We start from the raw sequence: 20,286 nt of genomic DNA, 5'->3' as shown, positions 1-20,286 counted from the left end.
TTAGAAACAACAACTACACACAACAACTACAACACAACTAAAACCCATTGTATAACCAATAAGGAAAAATTATGATTCCACAATTATTTGTAGAAAAGATCGATTTAGGTGATGGCAGAAGCATCACAATCGAGACGGGTCGTTTAGCTAAACAAGCAGACGGTTCGGTAGTAGTAAGAATGGGCGACACAATGATTCTTGCAACAGCAGTTTCAGCTCGCACTTCTAACCCAGCGGTTGACTTTTTACCATTAACGGTAGATTACCGCGAAAAATTTGCAGCAGCAGGTCGTTTCCCAGGAGGTTTCTTCAAAAGAGAGGCTCGTCCTAGTGATAGCGAAGTATTAACAATGAGATTAGTTGACCGTGTTTTACGTCCGCTTTTCCCAGACGATTACCATGCTGAAACACAAGTTATGATTCAATTAATGTCTCATGACGAAGAAGTTATGCCAGACGCTTTAGCTGGTTTAGCGGCATCTGCAGCATTAGCAGTTTCAGATATTCCTTTTTATAACTTAATTTCTGAAGTACGTGTTGCACGTATCGATGGAAAATTTGTTATCAACCCAAGCAGAGTAGAATTAGAAAAATCTGACATCGATATGATGATTGGAGCTTCTATGGATTCTGTTGCCATGGTTGAAGGTGAGATGAAAGAAATCTCAGAAGCTGAAATGGTTGAGGCAATTAAATTTGCTCACGAAGCTATTAAAGTACAAATTCAGGCGCAATTGCGTTTACAAGCTGCTTTTGGCAAAAAAGAAATTCGTACTTACGAAGGTGAGAAAGAAAACGAAGAAATCTATAAAAAAGTAAAAGCTGCAGCATACGATAAAATTTATGCTATTGCAAAAGTTGGTTCAGCTAAACACGAAAGAGGCGCTGCATTTGCTGAAGTAAAAGAAGAAGTAAAAGCTTTATTTACTGAAGAAGAATTAGCTGCTGATGGAGATTTAGTTTCTAAATATTTCTACAAAACAAACAAAGAAGCTGTTCGTAATGTAGTATTAGAATTAGGTGTCCGTTTGGATGGTAGAAAAACTACAGATATCAGACCAATCTGGTGTGAAACTGATTATTTACCAAGAGTTCACGGTTCTTCTTTATTTACACGTGGAGAAACTCAAGCTTTAGCGACAGTAACTTTAGGAACTTCTAGAGAAGCTAACCAAATTGATTCTCCATCTGAACAAGGTGAAGAGAAATTCTACTTACACTATAACTTCCCTCCTTTCTCTACTGGTGAAGCAAAACCACTAAGAGGAACTTCAAGAAGAGAAGTTGGTCATGGTAACTTAGCTCAAAGAGCGTTAAAAAATATGATTCCTGCTGATTGTCCTTACACAATTCGTATTGTTTCCGAAGTTTTAGAATCTAACGGTTCTTCTTCTATGGCAACAGTTTGTGCTGGTACAATGGCTTTGATGGATGCTGGAGTTCAAATGGTAAAACCAGTTTCTGGAATTGCTATGGGATTGATTACTGACGGTGAAAAATTTGCTGTATTGTCTGATATTCTAGGTGACGAAGATCACTTAGGAGACATGGACTTTAAAGTAACCGGAACTGCTGACGGTATCACAGCTTGTCAAATGGACATCAAAATTGATGGTTTACGTTACGACATTATGGAGCAAGCTTTAGGGCAAGCACGTGAAGGACGTTTACATATTTTAGGAAAATTAACTGAGACTATTGCTGCACCAAGAGCTGATGTAAAAGCTCATGCACCAAAAATCATTACCAGAACTATTCCTGGAAACTTTATTGGAGCATTAATTGGACCTGGTGGAAAAGTAATTCAGGAATTACAAAAAGCTACAGGAACAACTATTGTAATCAACGAAGTTGATGAGCAAGGTGTTATCGAAATCTTAGGTACAGATCCTGCTGGAATTGAAGCAGTATTGGCTAAAATTAAGTCAATCACTTTCAAACCACAAATGGGAGAAGCTTACGAAGTAAAAGTAATTAAAATGTTAGATTTTGGAGCTGTTGTAGAATATACTGCTGCACCAGGTAATGAAGTTTTATTACACGTTTCTGAATTAGCTTGGGAACGCACTGAAAACGTGACTGATGTTGTAAACATGGGTGATGTATTTGAAGTGAAATACTTAGGAGTGGATCCTAAAACTAAAAAAGAAAAAGTGTCAAGAAAAGCGCTTTTACAAAGACCTCCACGTGAGGAGAAAAAAGAGTAATCAGATCTTAGTTTACTAAAGGTTTATTCATAGAAAACCCCAATTCATTTATTTGAATTGGGGTTTTTCGTTTAAAAGAATAAATATTTTATTACAATTTAACATTTCACACCACACTTTGTTATATTTTTTTTAATACTTTTGGAATCGCCAAAATAAATTAATAAAACCGTACAATCCTTTGAAAAATTATCAAAAAAAGTTAACAATCCTAACATTCTTTGGATTATTACTAAACATTTGCTCAATACACAGTCAAACCAGCAAAGAAATAGACATCTATAATTTGTATGACAAAACTGTAGGAAAAGAAAATCTAGACATCAACAACGGGATATTATATACCGACCCTTTCAGGACTTCGGACGGACATATCTATTATATTGATGACAAATTTGAAAAAGGCTCATTGTCTTATGAAGGACAGATATACTATGAAACTGCTCTTAAATATGACATATATAGAGATATTTTAATTTTGAATCCACATGGCAATTCCGATTTACTAGGAATAAGCCTTATCAAAGAAAAAGTCCAATCTTTTTCGATATATAATCAAAAATTTGTAAATCTAAGTAAAGAACAATTTAATTTACCCAATTTCACCCCGGGCTATTACGAAGTATCAGAAAACAGCAATGACTTTGTTTTTTATATCAAGCACAGCAAATTAATGCAGAAAAAAGTTAGAGAAGATGGTATTTATTACCAATTCAAGCCGAGCAGCATTTATTACTTATCATATCAAAAAAACTTATATAAAGTAGACAGTAAAGGTGAAATCGTAAAAATATTTCCAAACCAAAAGAAACAAATCAATGAGTTTTATTTAATGAATAGAGATATTAGAAAATCTGATCCAAATCAATTTATGAAAAATTTGATGAAATATATTAATAACTCTCTTTCAAATCAAAATAAATAAGACAAATGAAAAAAACTATACTCGCCTTAATTATTTTACTGTCCTTTAATTTATCATTTGCTCAAGATTCAAAGGAAAAACTAACTATAAGTTTTAAAGATCAAAATTTATTAACTGCATTAAAAGCTATTGAATCTTCTACATCTTATAAATTTTACTTTGATCCGACTTGGGTTGAAGCAAACAAAATTTTAATTTCTGAAAATTTCAACAATGCAACAATTGATGAAATATTAAATAAACTTTTAGCCAAAACAGATTTAAATTATGTTGTTCTGAAAAACAAAATAATCTTAACTCTAAACAACACTATTCATGAAAATTTGCCCGGTAACTTTTTTACAGATTCACCTCCCGAAAATGTAAATGACCAAAACGGTGATTCAGAAAATCCAATTTTTTACAAGCAATTAGATACTCTAAACAATTATAGTGTAACAAAAAAAGCTGCAGTCGTTTTTATAGGAAAAGAAAATAAGGATGCAACGAAAAAGAATTTTACACTGACCGGAACTATTAAAAACGAAGAAACCGGCAAGCCAGAGCCAAACATATTTTTAAAAGTAAAAAACAAAAATATTAGTACTTCTACTGATTTAGATGGTCATTATAGCTTACAATTACCGAGAGGAGTAAACGTTATTGAAATAAAATCTTTAAGCCACAAAGAAATTACAAAAACGGTTATTGTATATGATAACGGAAATTTAGACATCGACATCAATGAAAAATCAAATCAGCTGGATGAAGTTGTAATTAAGAAAAAAGGACAAAAAACCACAGAAACTGTTATATCAGGCTTGGTTTCAATTGACATTGAAGGAATGAAAAACGTTCCATTAATTCTAGGCGAAAGAGATATATTAAAAGTAGCAACAACATTTCCGGGTATTAAAACTACCGGAGAAGGATCTGCAGGCTTTAACGTAAGAGGTGGTAAAGAAGATCAAAATTTAATTCTTCTTGACAATGCAGTCCTTTATAATCCACAACACTTTTTAGGTTTTTTCTCTGCAATAAACCCTTATACAGCGAAAAAAGCAGATATTTACAAAGGAAGTATTCCTGCCGATTTTGGAGGAAGACTTTCATCTGTATTTGATATTACGACAAAGAATGGAAATCCTGAAAAATTCTCAGGAGAAGGCGCCATAGGCCCTGTTACATCAAACTTAAGTTTTGGTCTTCCAATACAAAAAAACAAATCGAGCATTCTTTTTGGAGCGAGAGCAACTTATTCGGACTGGATATTAAAAACTTTAGACGACGAAAACCTTAAAAACAGTCAAGCTGGTTTTTATGACGGAATTCTAAAATACAATAATGCCATCAACAAAAACAACAATTTAGAAGCTACAATATATTACAGCCATGACCGTTTTAGCATTAGTTCAGACTCGGTTTACAAATACAGTAATAGATTAGCTTCTGTTAAATGGGATCATACTTTTAGTAAAAGACATAAATCTGCTCTTCTTTTTACAAACAGCGAATACAAATTCAATATTGATTATAATACTGATGACATCAATTCATTTGATTTTGGCTATAAGATCAACGAATCGCAATTGCAATTAAAATTCAATTATGCATTTAATGAAAAACACAATTTTTCATACGGAATTGCAAGCAAATTATATAACATTTCTCCAGGATACCAGCATCCTACTAATCCAAATGCTACATTAGTCCCGACTGATATAGCAAAAGAGAAAGCGCTGGAATCTGCTGTTTATTTTGGCGACAATTATAAATTAAGTGAAAAATTACTTGTCGATTTAGGTCTTCGATATTCTTTTTATGCTTCATTAGGAGAAGCTGATGTGAATTTTTATCAGGAAGGCCTACCTTTAAATGACGCAACAGTAACCAGAACAGAGCATTATGGCAAAAATGAAGTTGTAAAAACGTATGGAGGGCTGGAACCTCGTGTAGCTGCAAGGTATTTCTTTGCTGAAGACTTTTCAATCAAAGCAAGTTATGACATGACAAGACAATACATTCACCTTTTGTCTAGTAATGTTACACAATCGCCAACCGATACATGGAAATTATCGGACGCAAATGTAAAACCTCAAAGCGCACAACAAGTCTCATTAGGATTATACAAAAACCTTAAAGACGAAGAGTATGAATTGAGTTTGGAAGGTTATTACAAAAGATCTAAAAACATTCTCGATTATAAAGTTGGAGCACAATTATTATTAAATGAAAATGTAGAAACTGAACTTTTGCAAGGTGAAGGAAAAGCCTATGGAATCGAGTTCTTAGTAAAAAAACAAGTAGGAAAATTAAACGGATGGATCGGATATACTTATTCAAGATCTCTTATAAAATTAGATAGTCAATTTAACGAAGAAAAGGTAAACGGAGGTAAATATTTCGCATCAAATTTTGACAAACCTCATGACTTTAGTGCCGTATTAAATTATAAATTTACAAAAAGATATAGTTTCTCGACCAACTTTTTATATCAAACAGGAAGACCAATTACATTTCCTATTGGAACATATAATTATGGAGGAGCAGAATACACTCTTTATAGCGATAGAAATAAATACCGAATTCCGGATTATATTCGTTTAGACATCGGAATTAACATTGAAGGAAACCATAAGATAAAAAAACTAGCTCATAGTTTCTGGAACATATCTGTTTTCAATGTGTTAGGCCGCAATAACCCGTATTCAATTTATTTTGTAACAGATCCTAGCGGTAAAGTGAAGGGATATAAAACATCAATTTTTTCTATTCCTGTTCCTAGTATTACTTATAACTTTAAATTTTAATATCCCAAACGGATTCAAAAATCATGAAAACATTTTATAAAAATAAATACGCCCTCCTTCTAGTACTGAGTCTTTTTTTGAGCAGCTGCACAGAGACTTATGTATTACAATCAGACACTTATGAAGAAGCTCTGGTTGTCGAGGCAACTATAACTAATGAATTAAAAAAACAAGAAGTTAAACTGTCTAAAACTGCCAAACTTGAAGACGACGGAGTTGTAAATGAAACAGGTGCCACAGTAACGATTAAAGACGATTTAGGAACTGTATATGCTTTTAAAGAAGAAAATAACATCTATGTGTCAGAAGCCGATTTTCAAGCTGTGCCAAACAGAATTTATACTTTAGAAATAAAAACCAAGAATGGTAAAGTTTATCAATCTTCAAACGAAACTCTTACTACTGAAAATCAAATTGAAAGCGTCATTCCTACCGTTGTTACAGACAGCAAAGAAGGAAGAGGAGTTCAAATCAGAGTAAACAACTATGATCCGAGCAATACGTCAAAATACTACAGATACGAGTATGAAGAGACCTATAAAATTATCGCACCTGTATACCGCCAGGAAAAATTAGTAGTAACAGGTCCTCAATCAGTTGGATTAGAGCCTAACGATCCTAATACCAGAATATGTTACAGTACTAAAGCCTCAAATGATATCATTTTAACTACTACAACAAATTTGCAAGAAGATCGCGTTAACTTTCCTGTTCGTTTTATCAGTGATCAAAATTATATCATCAGCCATCGTTACAGCATCCTGGTGAAGCAATATGTGCAAAATTTAGAATCCTATACCTTTCGTAAAACGATGAAAGAAATTTCTAGTTCGGCTAGTGTATTATCTCCTAAACAGCCAGGTTTTATCAACGGAAATTTAAAATGTGTTTCTAATACTGGTGAAAAAGTAATTGGCTTTTTTGAAGTATCATCATTTTCATCAAAAAGAATATTTTTTAATTATTCTGATTTATTTCCTGGAGAAACACTTCCGCCATACTATACAGATTGTACCGAAGAAGAATTTAAATTTTGCTTTGGTCTTAGTATGCCTATTCCATGTCGTGGCAATGTTTTAATTGATAGAATTACTGCTAATGCTATTACATATAAATACAATATAGAATCCAGTTTTTATTACATGGTTCCTGTAGAATGTGGCGATTGCACTTCCTTTTCATCTAACGAAATACCTTCATTTTGGACAAATTAAAACACCTTATATTATTGTTTGTATTAATTAATACGCAATTAACCAGCGCACAATCGATCGTTGCTTTAGACGAAACAGTATTTATCCATGCAAATGCAACAACATTTGTTTCAGGAGAGAGCTTATTATACAAAATATATTGCTTAAAATCTTCAGATAAAACACCTAGCATCATTAGCAAAATTGCTTATATAGAACTTGTTGACAGTAATAAAAATTCGGTTTTTAAAGCTAAAGTCGCCTTAGAAAATTCTTATGGACAAGGAGACTATTTCATACCCACAAATTTAAAAACAGGGAATTATAAATTAATTGGCTATACCGATTGGATGCTAAACAAACCAACTACAGATTTTTTCCAAATAGACATTACGATTATTAATCCTTTTAAGTCAAGCGAAAAAGAAGCTATATCAAATGTAATTGCTACCAACAGCACCAATATTACTGCAAATGGAAGCCAATCGACTTTAACAGAAAAAAGCATTACTAATGAGAATGTAAAATTCAATCTTAACAAAAAAAGCTTTGGTAACCGCGAATTAGTATCGTTAAAAATTGAACCTGTCAACCCTGTTTTTAAAGACGGAAGTTATTCATTATCTGTTCGAAAAATAGACAATCTGCCTGTGAATGATCAAATTACAGCAACCAATTTTTCATCTTTCAGCCAAAATAATACAGTTGCACTTCTCAATCAGGATTCAAATATTATTCTACCTGAAATAAGAGGTGAAATTATTTCCGGAAAAATTACTTCTCTAAACGGCAGCGATAAAGTCGAAAATATTACTGTTGCCTTATCACTTCCCGGTAAATCATTTGCTTTTAAAGTAGTAAAAACAAACAGCAATGGGAAGTTTATTTTTAGCATAGACAAAGCAAATTACAATGCCGCCATTACAGTTCAAATTATTGATGATAATGCATCTCATTATACTATTTTGGTAGACGAATTACCTAAAATAGAATATTCTAAATTAACATTTAATGCAGATTCTCCATTATCTTATATAATAAAGGAAAGCTTGGTAAACAGATCAATATCAAGCCAAATAGAAAATGCTTACTATCACAAAAAAACAGACAACATTGTCAAAGCGCCAAGCTATGATCCATTTTATTATCCTATAGCAAAAGAGTATGTTTTAGATGATTATACCAGATTTAAAACCTTAAAAGAAACTATAACTGAAGTTGCGACCGAAATATATCACAAGCAAAAAGGTGACAAAGTTTATTTGCACGTAAATGACGCTAGTGTTTTTCCACAATTGCCGGAATCTGCCTTAGTACTTGTTGATGGATTATACTTGGAGAATCAGACTGAATTGATGACCTACAACATGAAAAATGTATATAAAATTGAATTAATTGTAGGACGATATTATGTAGGGGCAAAATCATTTAACGGAGTAATTATTTTTTCTACTTTCGACAAAGATTTTAAAAGCACTCAAAAGGAAAGCTCAATTGTAAATACTTCCATATTAAGACCACAGTTAAAAAAAATATATCATAAAATTGATTATTCTAATGCTGCTGATAACGAAAGAATTCCAGATTTTAGAAATCAATTGCTTTGGAATCCAGAAGTAAAACTAGATGGCAATAACAATAATAATACATTCTACACCTCTGATAATTCAGGCATATTTGAAATCACACTCGAAGGATTTGCGAAAAATGGATCTCCTGTATCATTAAGAGAAACTATTGAAATAAAGGACACTGCCGCCAATTAAAAACTTTCATTTACAATAAAAATTCCCGTTTCAACAAGCCAGAAACGGGAATTTTTATTTTTTTTTCAAATCGTTGTAACCTTTTTGAAACTTCTTACGTATAACCATTTGTACACTTTAAAAATAAGGAGACAAGAAAATGAGACAACTTAAAATCACCAAGCAGGTAACCAATCGTGAAACTGCATCGTTAGATAAATATCTACAAGAAATCGGAAAAGTTGACCTAATTACCGCTGATGAAGAGGTAGAATTAGCACAAAGAATAAAGGCTGGTGATCAAAGAGCTTTAGAAAAACTTACAAAAGCCAACCTACGTTTCGTAGTATCGGTTGCTAAACAATATCAAAATCAAGGATTAACACTTCCTGATTTAATTAACGAAGGAAACTTAGGATTAATTAAAGCCGCTCAACGTTTTGATGAAACACGTGGTTTTAAATTTATCTCTTACGCAGTTTGGTGGATTCGTCAATCGATCCTTCAGGCTTTGGCAGAACAATCTCGTATCGTTCGTTTACCATTAAACAAAATTGGTTCTATCAATAAAATCAACAAAATGTATGCGTTATTAGAGCAATCTAATGAGCGTCCGCCTTCTGCTGAAGAAATTGCAAAAGAACTTGACATGACTGTAAACGACGTAAAAGAGTCTATGAAAAACTCTGGCCGTCACTTATCAATGGATGCACCTCTTGTTGAAGGAGAAGATTCTAACCTTTACGACGTTTTACGTTCTGGTGAATCTCCAAACCCGGATAGAGAATTAATTCACGAATCATTACGTACTGAAATTGAACGTTCACTAGAAACATTAACTCCTAGAGAAGCTGATGTTGTTCGTTTGTACTTTGGTCTTGGTGATCAGCATCCAATGACATTAGAAGAAATTGGAGAGACTTTCGACTTAACGCGTGAACGTGTACGTCAGATTAAAGAAAAAGCAATCCGTAGATTAAAACATACTTCAAGAAGTAAAATTCTTAAAACTTATTTGGGATAAAACCCCACAAAATCCAATATTAGAAATTCCAAATCCCAATTATTTTATTGGAATTTGGAATTTATTGCGAAACTGCCTATATTGGACCGTAAAGCAAACAACAGTTTGATTGACTGTTCGTTTTTTGATTGATGATTGAAACTCCGGCTGATTACCGGAGTTTTTTATTTGTATTATTATGAATCATTAAGACATTAAGTTTCATTAAGCAAAAACTCTCAACTAATTGAGAACAAATATCATTAAGCATCTAAAGCTTTATTTCCTTAACCTCTTAATGGTTCAAAAAATGAAATCTAATTTCATTTTAAAGAAACTAAAATCTACCTTTGTAAAAACAACACACAACTACAAAAAATGAAGAATACACTTATTGCCCCTTCTGTTCTTGCAGCTGATTTTGCTAATTTACAACGTGATATCGAAATGATCAATAACAGTCAGGCTGATTGGTTTCACATTGATATTATGGACGGGGTTTTTGTACCGAATATCTCTTTTGGAATGCCCGTTTTAGAAGCGATTTCAAGACACGCTAAAAAAACAATCGACGTACATTTAATGATCATTGATCCAGACCGCTACATTAAAACTTTTGCTGATTTAGGTGCCAATATCCTAACAGTTCATTATGAAGCCTGCACTCATTTACACAGAACGCTACAAGCTATTAAAGCTGAAGGAATGAAAGCGGGAGTTGCCATCAATCCTCATACTAATATTGATTTATTAGAAGATGTAATCAACGATATTGACTTAGTACTTATTATGAGTGTGAATCCTGGTTTTGGAGGACAATCATTTATTGAAAACACTTATGCTAAAGTGGAAAAGCTAAAAGCTTTAATTACACGCAAAAATGCCTCAACAATTATTGAAATTGATGGCGGTGTAACCAGCAAAAATGCAAAACAATTAGCAGAAGCAGGAGCAGATGTTTTAGTTGCCGGAAGCTTTGTTTTTAAAGCCGAAAACCCATCACAAACTATTGGGGAACTAAAAACTCTTACTACTTTTTAAATTTTTTAAATTGGGAAAGAAATCAATTCCGGTCATTTTTTCTAAAGTTTCAATTGGAACAACAAAATCATAAAGTGACTTATCGCTCTCTTCATTCGGAACCAAAAAAGCAATTGCTTTATGCTCCTTCCCTGATTTAGCTAAAATGATTTTATAAAAATATTTAGGGACAGCAACTTTTTCTGTCCCTATTTTTTTATCTGAATCTTTCAGAACACCTCCTGTTACGACATATATATCATTATACTTTTCAGCCCAATAACGTGTTTTCTGCTCTAATCTATTCCAGATTCCACTATTAAAATCATGTTTTTGAGGTGAGATATTTGAAGTGTAAAATGTATCAATATAGGCATCCTTATTAAACTCCATATCACCAGCCGGACAAAGATGTCCCTTGTCATAACCTGAATTTTTATAGTTCCTCCAATCAGCAGAACCTGTTGTTACTTTTGGATCTTCGATAAAATAAGGTCTTTTAAAATCATTATTTTTAAGATATTCTTTCTTCAATTCATAAGCCACCCATTCGGCTTGTTCGAATTTCTCATTATACGAAAGTGTATAATATCTATGTTTTACAATTTGTTCAGTTGTTGACGTTGGCAAATAAGCAAAAGTATACATCGAATCTGTTCTACTCTGATTGGACACAAAATTAGATTCAGTCTCTTTTAAATCATCTTTGACATTGCTTCCTACTGTTTCTTTTTTACATGAAATCGACACCAAAATCATCAAACCTAACAAAATATAATTCCTCATTTACAAGCTATCTTTATTCATTAAACGTACAAAAAAAAACGCTCCTAAAAATAAATTTTTCGGAGCGTTTAATAACAAATTATCTTTGTAAAATTAAGATTTAACTAATTTATCTTTTTTCATTTTAGGACTAACACTATTTTTCACTAAACCTTTCGTTTGTAAATCATCCAAAACATTTAATGCTTCTTCAACATAAACATCTTTAGCTAATGCCTGATGCCAGGCTTCTCTCTTTTCTTTTAAAGTAGCATCGCTGTTCATTTCAAGCTCCTCATAAGGTAAAGATTTAAAAACCAAATTGTTTTTGTAATCTGAAATTGGTTTGTATTTTTTGCCTTCATTTTCAACTTGTTCCTGAGTTGCTTTAAAGCTATCGATATTTAAGCTGTAAGTGTTTTCTTTATTTTTAACATCAATCCACCTCGCATTATCTTCAATTAATTTAAACTGAGCATTACCTGCAATTCTGTTTCTACTATTTGCAATTGCCTGATTAAATTTCTCATTAGATGTCCAGGTATTGTAATCAGCCGGATCAATTTTATCCCATGGCATTGCGTTGTCAATATCGCGCTCACCCATTTTTAAGTAAGCATAACGATCTGGCATTACCACATCACTATGAACACCTTCTAACTGAGTTGAACCACCATTGATTCTATAAAACTTTTGTCCGGTAATTTTCAAAGCACCTAAATCTCCATAATTTGCATTACGAACAAATTGGTTTAAATCTAAAACGTTTTGTACTGTACCTTTTCCATAAGTTTGTTTACTTCCTATAATTACTCCACGTTTGTAATCCTGAATTGCAGCAGCCAAAATCTCTGAAGCCGAAGCGGAGAAACTGTTTACCATAATTACTAATGGTCCGTCCCACTCGATCTTTTTATCTTTATCGTATAAAACTTCTTTCTTTTTACCTGCAGATTTTACCTGAACAATAGGTCCTTCTTCAATAAATAAACCTGCAATGTCAACTACTGTAGACAAAGACCCACCTCCATCATCACGAACATCAAGTACAATTCCGTTAATATCTTCTTTTTTCAATCTTTCTACTTCAAGAGCAATATCTTTTCCGGCATCACGGCCATCTTTATTTTCAAAATCAATATAGAATTTAGGCAAATAAATAACCCCGTATTTCAATCCGTTTCTTTCTACGATACTTGATTTAGCGTATGTTTCTTCAATTTCAACCACATCTCTAATAATTGAAATCACTTTAATACTTCCATCTACTTTTTTAACTGTCAGTTTTACTTCGGTTCCTTTGTGTCCTTTAATTTTTTTCACAACATCATCCAAACGCATACCTACAACATCTACAGGCTCTTCATTTCCTTGCGCTACTTTCAAAATTAAATCTCCAGCCTCAAGTTGTTTCCCTTTCCATGCTGGACCACCAGAAATCAACTCATCAATTTGAGTAAAATCATTTTTCTTTGTTAATCTCGCGCCGATTCCTTCTAATTTTCCACTGATATTAACATCAAAACGATCTTTTTCTTCTGGTGCAAAATAACTTGTATGTGGATCAAAACGTGTCATGATCGAATTTACATACACAGAAAACCAATCTTCTTTGTTCAAATCTTTAATTAAACTAAAGTTATCATCTAAAGATTTTAAAGAACTCTCACGAGTTTCTTTTTCTAAAGTTTCAAAAGATTTTGCCTTGTAAGCAGGATCTGTTTTCTTTTTATCTTCCTCTATTTTTTGTTTAGTAACAAGAGATGAAAGTGTAGATAATTTGATTTGTTTTCTCCATCTTTCATTAATTTCCACAGCATTTTTAGCATACGGAAGATGCTCATAATCTGCATTAAAAGTCTCATCAACGTTATAATTGAAAGGTTGTGCCAAAATCGTTTTGTAACGTTTTTTGCTCTCTTCCATTCTCTTCATCAATCTGGTATAAGTCAGATTGAAAAACGTCAGGTCTTTATTCAAAAACTGATCATCTAATTGCAGCTCATATTGCTTAAATTCGTCAATATCAGACTGTAAAAAGAACCTTTTTGAAGGATCTAAAGCATCAATATAATCTTTAAAAATTCCCTTAGAGAACTCATCGTTTATTTCTGCCGGACTATAATGTCCTTTTTCAATAACGAATGCAAGTAATTCTAAAAGTGTTTTATCTCTGTTTGGGTCCGGATCTTCTGTCTTATCTGCATTTATTTTAAAAGCAAATAAGGTTAATGACAAGCATAATACGGCTATAAGTATTTTATAATTTCTTTTCATAAATTTAATAATAGCATTCATCAATTTTTTAATCTAAGTTACGGTAAAAACTATGCCACGACAGCCAAGTTCACTATAATTTTTTGTTAAAGATATAAAAATGTTTAATGCACGAAAACGTTCTTTAATTTAGTTGACAATTTTTATTTATTTGTTAGTATTCTACCAAAATCTGTTACTACATTTGCTTTAACAAGCTTTAATTTTGACAATTCACAAATGACATCCACGCATGAAAAATGAAAAACCTTTGATATTAGTTACTAATGACGACGGGATTTTAGCACCCGGAATCAGGGCTTTGATCAGTGTTATGGAAACTATTGGCGAAGTAATCGTTGTTGCCCCCGACAAACCTCAAAGCGCAATGGGACATGCCATAACCATCAACAACACCTTATTTCTGGATAAAATTTCAAAAGAAAATGACAGTGTAATGGAGTACAGCTGCTCCGGAACACCTGTAGATTGTGTAAAACTGGCAGTAAATGAAATTCTGCATCGAAAACCTGATCTATGCGTTTCAGGCATCAATCACGGTTCAAATTCTTCTATTAATGTCATTTATTCAGGAACAATGAGTGCCGCAGTTGAGGCCGGAATCGAAGGTATTCAGGCTATTGGTTTTTCGTTGCTAGATTTTGACTGGAATGCCGATTTTGAACCAATTAAGTCGTTTGTCAAAAAAATCACACTCGAAACTCTTGCCAATAAATTACCTACCGGAGTGGTTTTAAATGTTAATTTCCCGAAATTAAAGGAAAAGGAAATTAAGGGGATAAAAATTTGTCGTCAGGCGAAAGCGTATTATGCCCAAAAATTTGACAAGCGCCAAACTCCCTACGGAAAGGATTATTACTGGCTTACAGGAAAATTTACAAACGAAGACAAAGGGGAAGACACTGATGAATGGGCTCTGGAAAATGGCTACATTTCAGTTGTTCCTGTTCAATTTGATTTAACAGCACATCATACTATGCAACAACTTAATACCTGGAAATTAAATGAATAAAAAAGACATTGTTATTGGTTTTATTATCGGAATTTTCACTGCACTTCTTGGCAGTTATTTGTTTATCACATTCTTTACGACTTTTAATCTTTCATCAGGACTTGAAACTATCAAACATTACGGTTACTTAGGAAAAATAATTACCCTTGGTACTCTTTTAGACTTAGCTGTATTTTTAATTTTATTAAAAAGAGATAAAGAATTGATGGCGAGAGGCGTGGTTTTGGCTGTGATTGTTCTGGCAATTTCTACTTTGTTTATTTAAATCTTATCTTTGCACTGCAAAAAAAAATCATATGAAATATTACATCATTGCTGGTGAAGCTTCCGGAGATTTACATGGTTCTAATTTAATGAAAGCATTATATGAGGAAGATCCTCAGGCTGATATTAGATTTTGGGGCGGCGATTTAATGCAAAAAACCGGCGGAACTTTAGTAAAACACTATCGTGAATTGGCATTTATGGGTTTTATTGAAGTTGTCATTAATTTGAAAACTATTTTAAGTAATATTACTTTTTGCAAAAAAAATATTTTGGAATTCAAACCAGACGTTATCATTTTTATTGATTATCCTGGTTTTAATATGCGTATCGCAAAATGGGCTAAAGAACTCAACTACAAAACTCATTACTATATTTCACCTCAAATCTGGGCCTGGAAAGAAAACAGAATCAAAGCCATCAAACAAGATGTCGATAAAATGTTTGTGATTTTGCCTTTTGAAAAAAGCTTCTATGAAGACAAACATCATTTTCCTGTAGATTTTGTGGGGCATCCATTAATCGATGCTATTCAGAATCAGCCTCCTTTTGACGAAGCTGTTTTTAGAAAAGAAAATCAATTGGGAGACAAACCTATTATTGCGCTTTTGCCAGGAAGCCGCAAACAGGAAATTACCAAAATGCTTAGTGTAATGCTTAGTGTTGTTGACGACTTTAAGGATTATGAATTCGTAATTGCAGGTGCACCAAGTCAGGAATATGAGTTTTATAAGCAATTTATTTCTAACGAAAATATCGCATTTGTTTCGAATAAAACTTATGATTTACTACGTTCTTCTACCGCTGCTTTGGTAACTTCAGGAACCGCAACTCTAGAAACCGCTCTTTTTAAAGTACCTGAAGTTGTTTGTTACAAAGGAAGCAATATATCTTATCAAATTGCAAAACGAATTATTACACTAAAATATATTTCTTTGGTCAATTTAATTATGGATCAAGAAGTTGTAACCGAATTAATTCAGGCTGATTGCAACACGAAACGTATTAAAGAGGAACTTCAAAAATTACTTGAACCTCATTATCGTGAAAAACTGCTTAAAAATTATGACATTTTAGAGCACAAATTAGGAGGAATTGGTGCCAGTAAAAAAACGGCTAAACTAATTGTCGCCGATTTAAAGCAACCTTAAATATTTCTTGTTTTGAAAAAAGCACTCATTTTTCTTCTACTAACTCTTGTCTTTACTTCTTGTAAATCAACTTCAAATGCGGTAAGTAATAAAGAAACAAAGAAGGAAAACAAATATATCGTCAATCATTTAATTGAGAATGCAACAGATAATATTGGAGTAAAATACAAAGCCGGCGGAACTACAAAAAGCGGATTTGATTGTTCCGGATTAGTGTTTACTTCTTTTGAATCTGAAAATATAAAACTTCCCAGAAGTTCTTATGAGCAGTCTAAAATTGGAAAAATAATTAATATTGATGATGCCCAAAAAGGCGATTTAATTTTCTTCAAAACCAATAAAAGCAGACAAATCAATCATGTTGGATTAATTACGGAAGTAAAGTCAGACGAGATAAAATTTGTACATTCCTCGACTTCAAAAGGTGTTATAATTTCGTCGACAAAAGAGCCGTATTACAAAAATTCTTTTGCTCAGATTAACAGAGTTGTTGATTAATATTAATATATTATTTTTCTTACAAATTTTTAATACTTTTATAGCATGAAAGTATTAGATTTCCCATTGGCTAAAATAATGTTTGGCTACGTTTTTGGCATTCTAGCAGCGTATTATTGGGCACCTCCAATTATAATTTCAGTACTATCAATTTCCTTTGGCTTATTATTTCTTTCATTCTCTTTTAGTAGCAAGTATCACTTGGTTAAAAAAACCTTGTTACAACAAGCTTGTTATTACACTAGTTACTATAGTTCTGGTTCAGATTAACTTCATACAAACCAAAAAAGAAATTGAAAGTAAAAAAGAATTTATTGTTTTCCATGCGAAGAAAAAAACCATAATTACTGAAAGAATTGGCAAAGACATCAACCTTTTTACAAGTAATACGTTATCAGAAAAAGAATCAAAAAACGACGCGTTACAAGTCTATTTAGTTGCCAATTTTGGAGTTTTGAAATCGATAAATAAAATTAAAAATGTATATTTTTTGATGGAAAGAAAATTTTGTTGATCGATAGTTCCGGCATCTATGAAAAGAAACTTAAACCAGATATTCTTGTACTGACAGCTTCTCCAAAAATAAACTTAGATCGCGTATTGGAAGATTTACATCCAAAAACAGTTATCGCAGATAGCTCCAATTCCTATTCATTTCAACAACACTGGAAAACTTCCTGCTATAAAAAAATCCCTTTTCATTCTACAAATGAAAAGGGATTCTATAGATTAAACTAAAAAAATAATTAAAATATTATTCGCTTGGATGTAAAAGCGCATTTGATTCTGCTATCCATGCTTTTGCCCCACCAGGCTTATAGGCAATTTTTCCCAGAGCACTAAAAGTAGTTTTGTTTTTGCGGATAGATGCCAGTGCAAAACAAACTTCAGGCAGTTCTTCAACACCAAAAGCATTTTTAAGTCTTACATTTTGCTCTTTATCCCCATCAGAAGCAGATGAATCAGACAAATCAAGCTTTACTAAAATGACATTATCACGTGACCAAACGGCAAAGTCTGGTGTTTTAAATATTTCATTTTGAAGATTTTCCGGTACACCTGAGGCAGTGAATAAAATTAACATTGGTTTTCTTTGTTCATTACTAATAGCAATAGCATCACTCATATTAGTTCTCCAAACTAAATTCTGAGCATGCATAAAAAATGAACCTAAAAAAAATAGTAGGATAAGTAATTTTTTGATCATATTATTTTGGTTTTGGTTAGATTAGCATGACGAAATTAACATAATATTTTAATTTTCCAATTTTAATTAATACAAAAAATACATTATGTGTTTTTTTAATTATAAATAAATATTAAATCAACAATTTAAAACAAAATTAAAGATACCTTTTCTTACTAAACAAAAAAAAATCCCTATACAAAGTATAGGGATTTCAAATATATTTTAAAAAAAAATTATCCATTAAGACTTTTTAGGGTTTACAATTCCGTTAGCAACTGCTAACCATGCTGTAGGACCACCAGCAACATAACCAGTTTGACCCAAACCTTTAAAATTTACTTTTCCGTCTATTGCTTCCGCACTTGTAAAATAAATCGTAGGAAACCCCTGAATTCCGAAAGCTTGTTGCAATTCGTTATTCTGATTTTTTATTTCCGGAGCCTGAGGCGTTCTTCTAGGGTAATCCAATTCAACTAAAACTACATTTTCAGCTGCCCATTTTGTAAACTCAGGCGTTTTTAAAACTTCATTTTGCAAACGAATACACCATCCACACCAATCGCTTCCTGTAAAAAACATCAACATTGGCTTATGTACCTTATTACTTTCAGTAATAGCTTCTCTTACATCTGTATACCATTTCAACTCCTGTGCCTGTATTGAAAAAACACCAGTTAAAAACAAGATAATCAATAATATTTTTTTCATGCTGCATTAATTTTCTACAAATTTAAACAAAATATCTATTGCTAAATATCGTCTATTTTACTTCTTGCATTAATTTTTTGATCAAAGGTGTTGTTACTATTAAAATGATACCCGCAATAAGCGAATAAAGCGCTAATTGATAATACCCATCAGTGTAAGCTATAAGTTTAGACATTAAAGTTGCTCCTGTATTTGCATTAGACATTTCAGAACCAAGCTTCCCTGCCGCTAATTGTCCAAAAGCACTAGAAAGAAACCATAATCCCATCATCATTCCAAACAAACGTTTAGGCGACAACTTAGTAATTACAGACATTCCAATAGGACCAATACACAATTCTCCAAGCGTATAAATTAAGTAACCTAAAGCAAATACATTTAAAGAACTCAACCCTTGAGGATCAACAAAAAACCTGGCACTATAAAAAATAAAAAAACCAGCTGCTAATAATATAAAGGATAGTCCAAATTTGATAACCGTATTTGGTTCAATTTTTCTTTTATAAAGAGCGATCCACAACAAACCAACTAACGGGCTGAAAATAATAACATACATTGAATTAATACTATTATTAACCACGTTTGGATCGATATTAAAAAACAACAATTTGCTTGATAAATTATCTTTCGCGAATAACGATAAAGATCCTCCGGATTGTTCAGAAATTGCCATAAACATAAAATATCCAAAGATAAAAATGAATGCGGCCAATAATTTGTATTGCTGTTTTCTATCTTTAATTCGTATTAACTCGAACAAGAAATAACCAATTGCAATTACCCCAATCGTATACATGAAATAATCTGTATAATCAGAATTAATTACCATGATATATATAAACGGAATTACAATTATAGAACCCAGATAAACTGCAATTTCCTTCATTCTCCTTTTTTTAGGAGCTTGACTCTCTAAAGGAGAATTCCCAATTGGAGCCAAATGTTTTTTAGTTAAAAGAAATGTCACCACTCCAATAATCATAACCACTGCCGACGACAGAAAACATAAACTCCAGGAATAATTTTTTCCTAAATAAATTGGAATCGCACCTCCAAGCATTCCTCCAATATTAATTCCAGCATAAAAAAGTCCGTAACCCGCATCTCTACGCCCATCACTTTCATGGTATAATTCACCCACCATTGAAGAAACGTTTGGCTTAAAGAAACCTGTTCCGATGATAGACAAAGTTATTCCGTAATAAAAGAAATCATGAGGAGAAGCCGCAATTAGCAAATTCCCCAAAATCATAATAATACCACCGAAAAGAAGTGATTTTTTAAAACCTAAAACCTTATCAGCGAATATTCCACCAATAAAAGTAAAAGCATAAACAAAAGCCTGAATAGCTCCGTATTGAAGATTGGCCTTTCCTTCAAGTAAACCTAATTGGTCTACCATAAAAAATGCCAAAACACCTCTCATTCCGTAGAAACAAAAACGTTCCCACATTTCAACTAAAAACAAGTACCACAATTGTTTTGGGTACTTGCCTTCAAAATTTTGTATTTGCTCTAGAGTAATTGTATTGTTTTCCAT

16 protein-coding genes are annotated in these 20,286 nt (G+C 32.5%); 11 read left to right on the top strand and 5 right to left on the bottom strand.

Annotated features, from left to right (window positions below; all coding sequences use genetic code 11):
* Positions 1-71: 71 nt before the first annotated feature.
* The 7 genes from Q7C23_RS22025 to rpe all read left to right on the top strand — a co-directional run bounded on the left by Q7C23_RS22025 (position 72) and on the right by rpe (position 10,903).
* The gene (locus Q7C23_RS22025; protein WP_194658158.1) at positions 72-2,207 is read left to right on the top strand and encodes a polyribonucleotide nucleotidyltransferase; all 2,136 of its coding nucleotides are present in this window, start codon (positions 72-74) and stop codon (positions 2,205-2,207) included.
* A 181-nt stretch (positions 2,208-2,388) separates the two neighbouring features.
* Positions 2,389-3,132, top strand: coding sequence for a hypothetical protein (locus tag Q7C23_RS22020; RefSeq protein ID WP_375034530.1), 744 nt, complete (start codon positions 2,389-2,391; stop codon positions 3,130-3,132).
* A 5-nt stretch (positions 3,133-3,137) separates the two neighbouring features.
* Complete coding sequence (locus tag Q7C23_RS22015) at positions 3,138-5,921, top strand: TonB-dependent receptor domain-containing protein (protein WP_375034529.1); 2,784 nt, start codon at positions 3,138-3,140, stop codon at positions 5,919-5,921.
* 23 nt (positions 5,922-5,944) lie between these two features.
* Positions 5,945-7,135, top strand: coding sequence for a DUF4249 domain-containing protein (locus Q7C23_RS22010; protein ID WP_375034528.1), 1,191 nt, complete (start codon positions 5,945-5,947; stop codon positions 7,133-7,135).
* Positions 7,136-7,149: 14 nt separating this feature from the next.
* Entirely contained in the window at positions 7,150-8,880 is a 1,731-nt protein-coding gene (locus Q7C23_RS22005; RefSeq protein WP_375034527.1) for a hypothetical protein, read from the top strand.
* Between the two features lie 139 nt (positions 8,881-9,019).
* The gene (locus Q7C23_RS22000; RefSeq protein ID WP_007804760.1) at positions 9,020-9,883 is read left to right on the top strand and encodes an RNA polymerase sigma factor RpoD/SigA; all 864 of its coding nucleotides are present in this window, start codon (positions 9,020-9,022) and stop codon (positions 9,881-9,883) included.
* 357 nt (positions 9,884-10,240) lie between these two features.
* A complete protein-coding gene (gene rpe / locus Q7C23_RS21995) occupies positions 10,241-10,903 on the top strand; it encodes a ribulose-phosphate 3-epimerase (RefSeq protein WP_375034526.1) in 663 nt (220 codons plus the stop codon).
* Here the strand turns inward: rpe and Q7C23_RS21990 are convergent.
* Together Q7C23_RS21990 and Q7C23_RS21985 are read right to left on the bottom strand one after the other, a co-directional pair.
* A complete protein-coding gene (locus Q7C23_RS21990) occupies positions 10,880-11,668 on the bottom strand; it encodes a DNA/RNA non-specific endonuclease (RefSeq protein ID WP_375034525.1) in 789 nt (262 codons plus the stop codon). The two genes, rpe and Q7C23_RS21990, sit on opposite strands and share 24 nt — an antisense overlap.
* Before the next feature lie 93 nt (positions 11,669-11,761).
* Positions 11,762-13,945, bottom strand: coding sequence for a carboxy terminal-processing peptidase (locus Q7C23_RS21985; RefSeq protein WP_375034524.1), 2,184 nt, complete (start codon positions 13,943-13,945; stop codon positions 11,762-11,764).
* Positions 13,946-14,156: 211 nt separating this feature from the next.
* Between Q7C23_RS21985 and surE the strand changes: the two genes are divergently transcribed.
* The 4 genes from surE to Q7C23_RS21965 are packed head-to-tail and all read left to right on the top strand — an operon-like array spanning position 14,157 to position 16,849.
* A complete protein-coding gene (gene surE, locus Q7C23_RS21980) occupies positions 14,157-14,936 on the top strand; it encodes a 5'/3'-nucleotidase SurE (protein WP_375034523.1) in 780 nt (259 codons plus the stop codon).
* Positions 14,929-15,201 carry a hypothetical protein gene (locus Q7C23_RS21975; protein ID WP_375034522.1) on the top strand — a complete coding sequence of 91 codons (273 nt, stop codon included), beginning with the start codon at positions 14,929-14,931 and terminating at the stop codon, positions 15,199-15,201. The genes surE and Q7C23_RS21975 overlap by 8 nt, the downstream gene beginning before the upstream one ends.
* Before the next feature lie 31 nt (positions 15,202-15,232).
* On the top strand, positions 15,233-16,351 hold the full coding sequence (gene lpxB / locus Q7C23_RS21970) for a lipid-A-disaccharide synthase (protein ID WP_375034521.1): 1,119 nt from the start codon (positions 15,233-15,235) through the stop codon (positions 16,349-16,351).
* Between the two features lie 12 nt (positions 16,352-16,363).
* Positions 16,364-16,849, top strand: a complete 486-nt coding sequence (locus Q7C23_RS21965) for a C40 family peptidase (RefSeq protein WP_375034520.1) — start codon at positions 16,364-16,366, stop codon at positions 16,847-16,849.
* A 754-nt stretch (positions 16,850-17,603) separates the two neighbouring features.
* On the opposite strand, the gene Q7C23_RS21960 is transcribed toward Q7C23_RS21965, so the two are convergent.
* The 3 genes from Q7C23_RS21960 to Q7C23_RS21950 all read right to left on the bottom strand — a co-directional run bounded on the left by Q7C23_RS21960 (position 17,604) and on the right by Q7C23_RS21950 (position 20,286).
* On the bottom strand, positions 17,604-18,056 hold the full coding sequence (locus Q7C23_RS21960; RefSeq protein WP_375034519.1) for a thioredoxin family protein: 453 nt from the start codon (positions 18,054-18,056) through the stop codon (positions 17,604-17,606).
* Between the two features lie 222 nt (positions 18,057-18,278).
* Positions 18,279-18,746 (bottom strand): thioredoxin family protein, encoded by a 468-nt coding sequence (locus tag Q7C23_RS21955; protein WP_375034518.1) that lies wholly within the window; start codon positions 18,744-18,746, stop codon positions 18,279-18,281.
* Between the two features lie 52 nt (positions 18,747-18,798).
* Positions 18,799-20,286 (bottom strand): peptide MFS transporter, encoded by a 1,488-nt coding sequence (locus tag Q7C23_RS21950; protein WP_375034517.1) that lies wholly within the window; start codon positions 20,284-20,286, stop codon positions 18,799-18,801.

It is taken from the genome of Flavobacterium sp. LAR06 (assembly GCF_041946075.1).
In the GTDB taxonomy this organism is placed as follows: Bacteria; Bacteroidota; Bacteroidia; order Flavobacteriales; family Flavobacteriaceae; genus Flavobacterium.
This window is presented reverse-complemented; position numbering and strand designations above follow the sequence as displayed.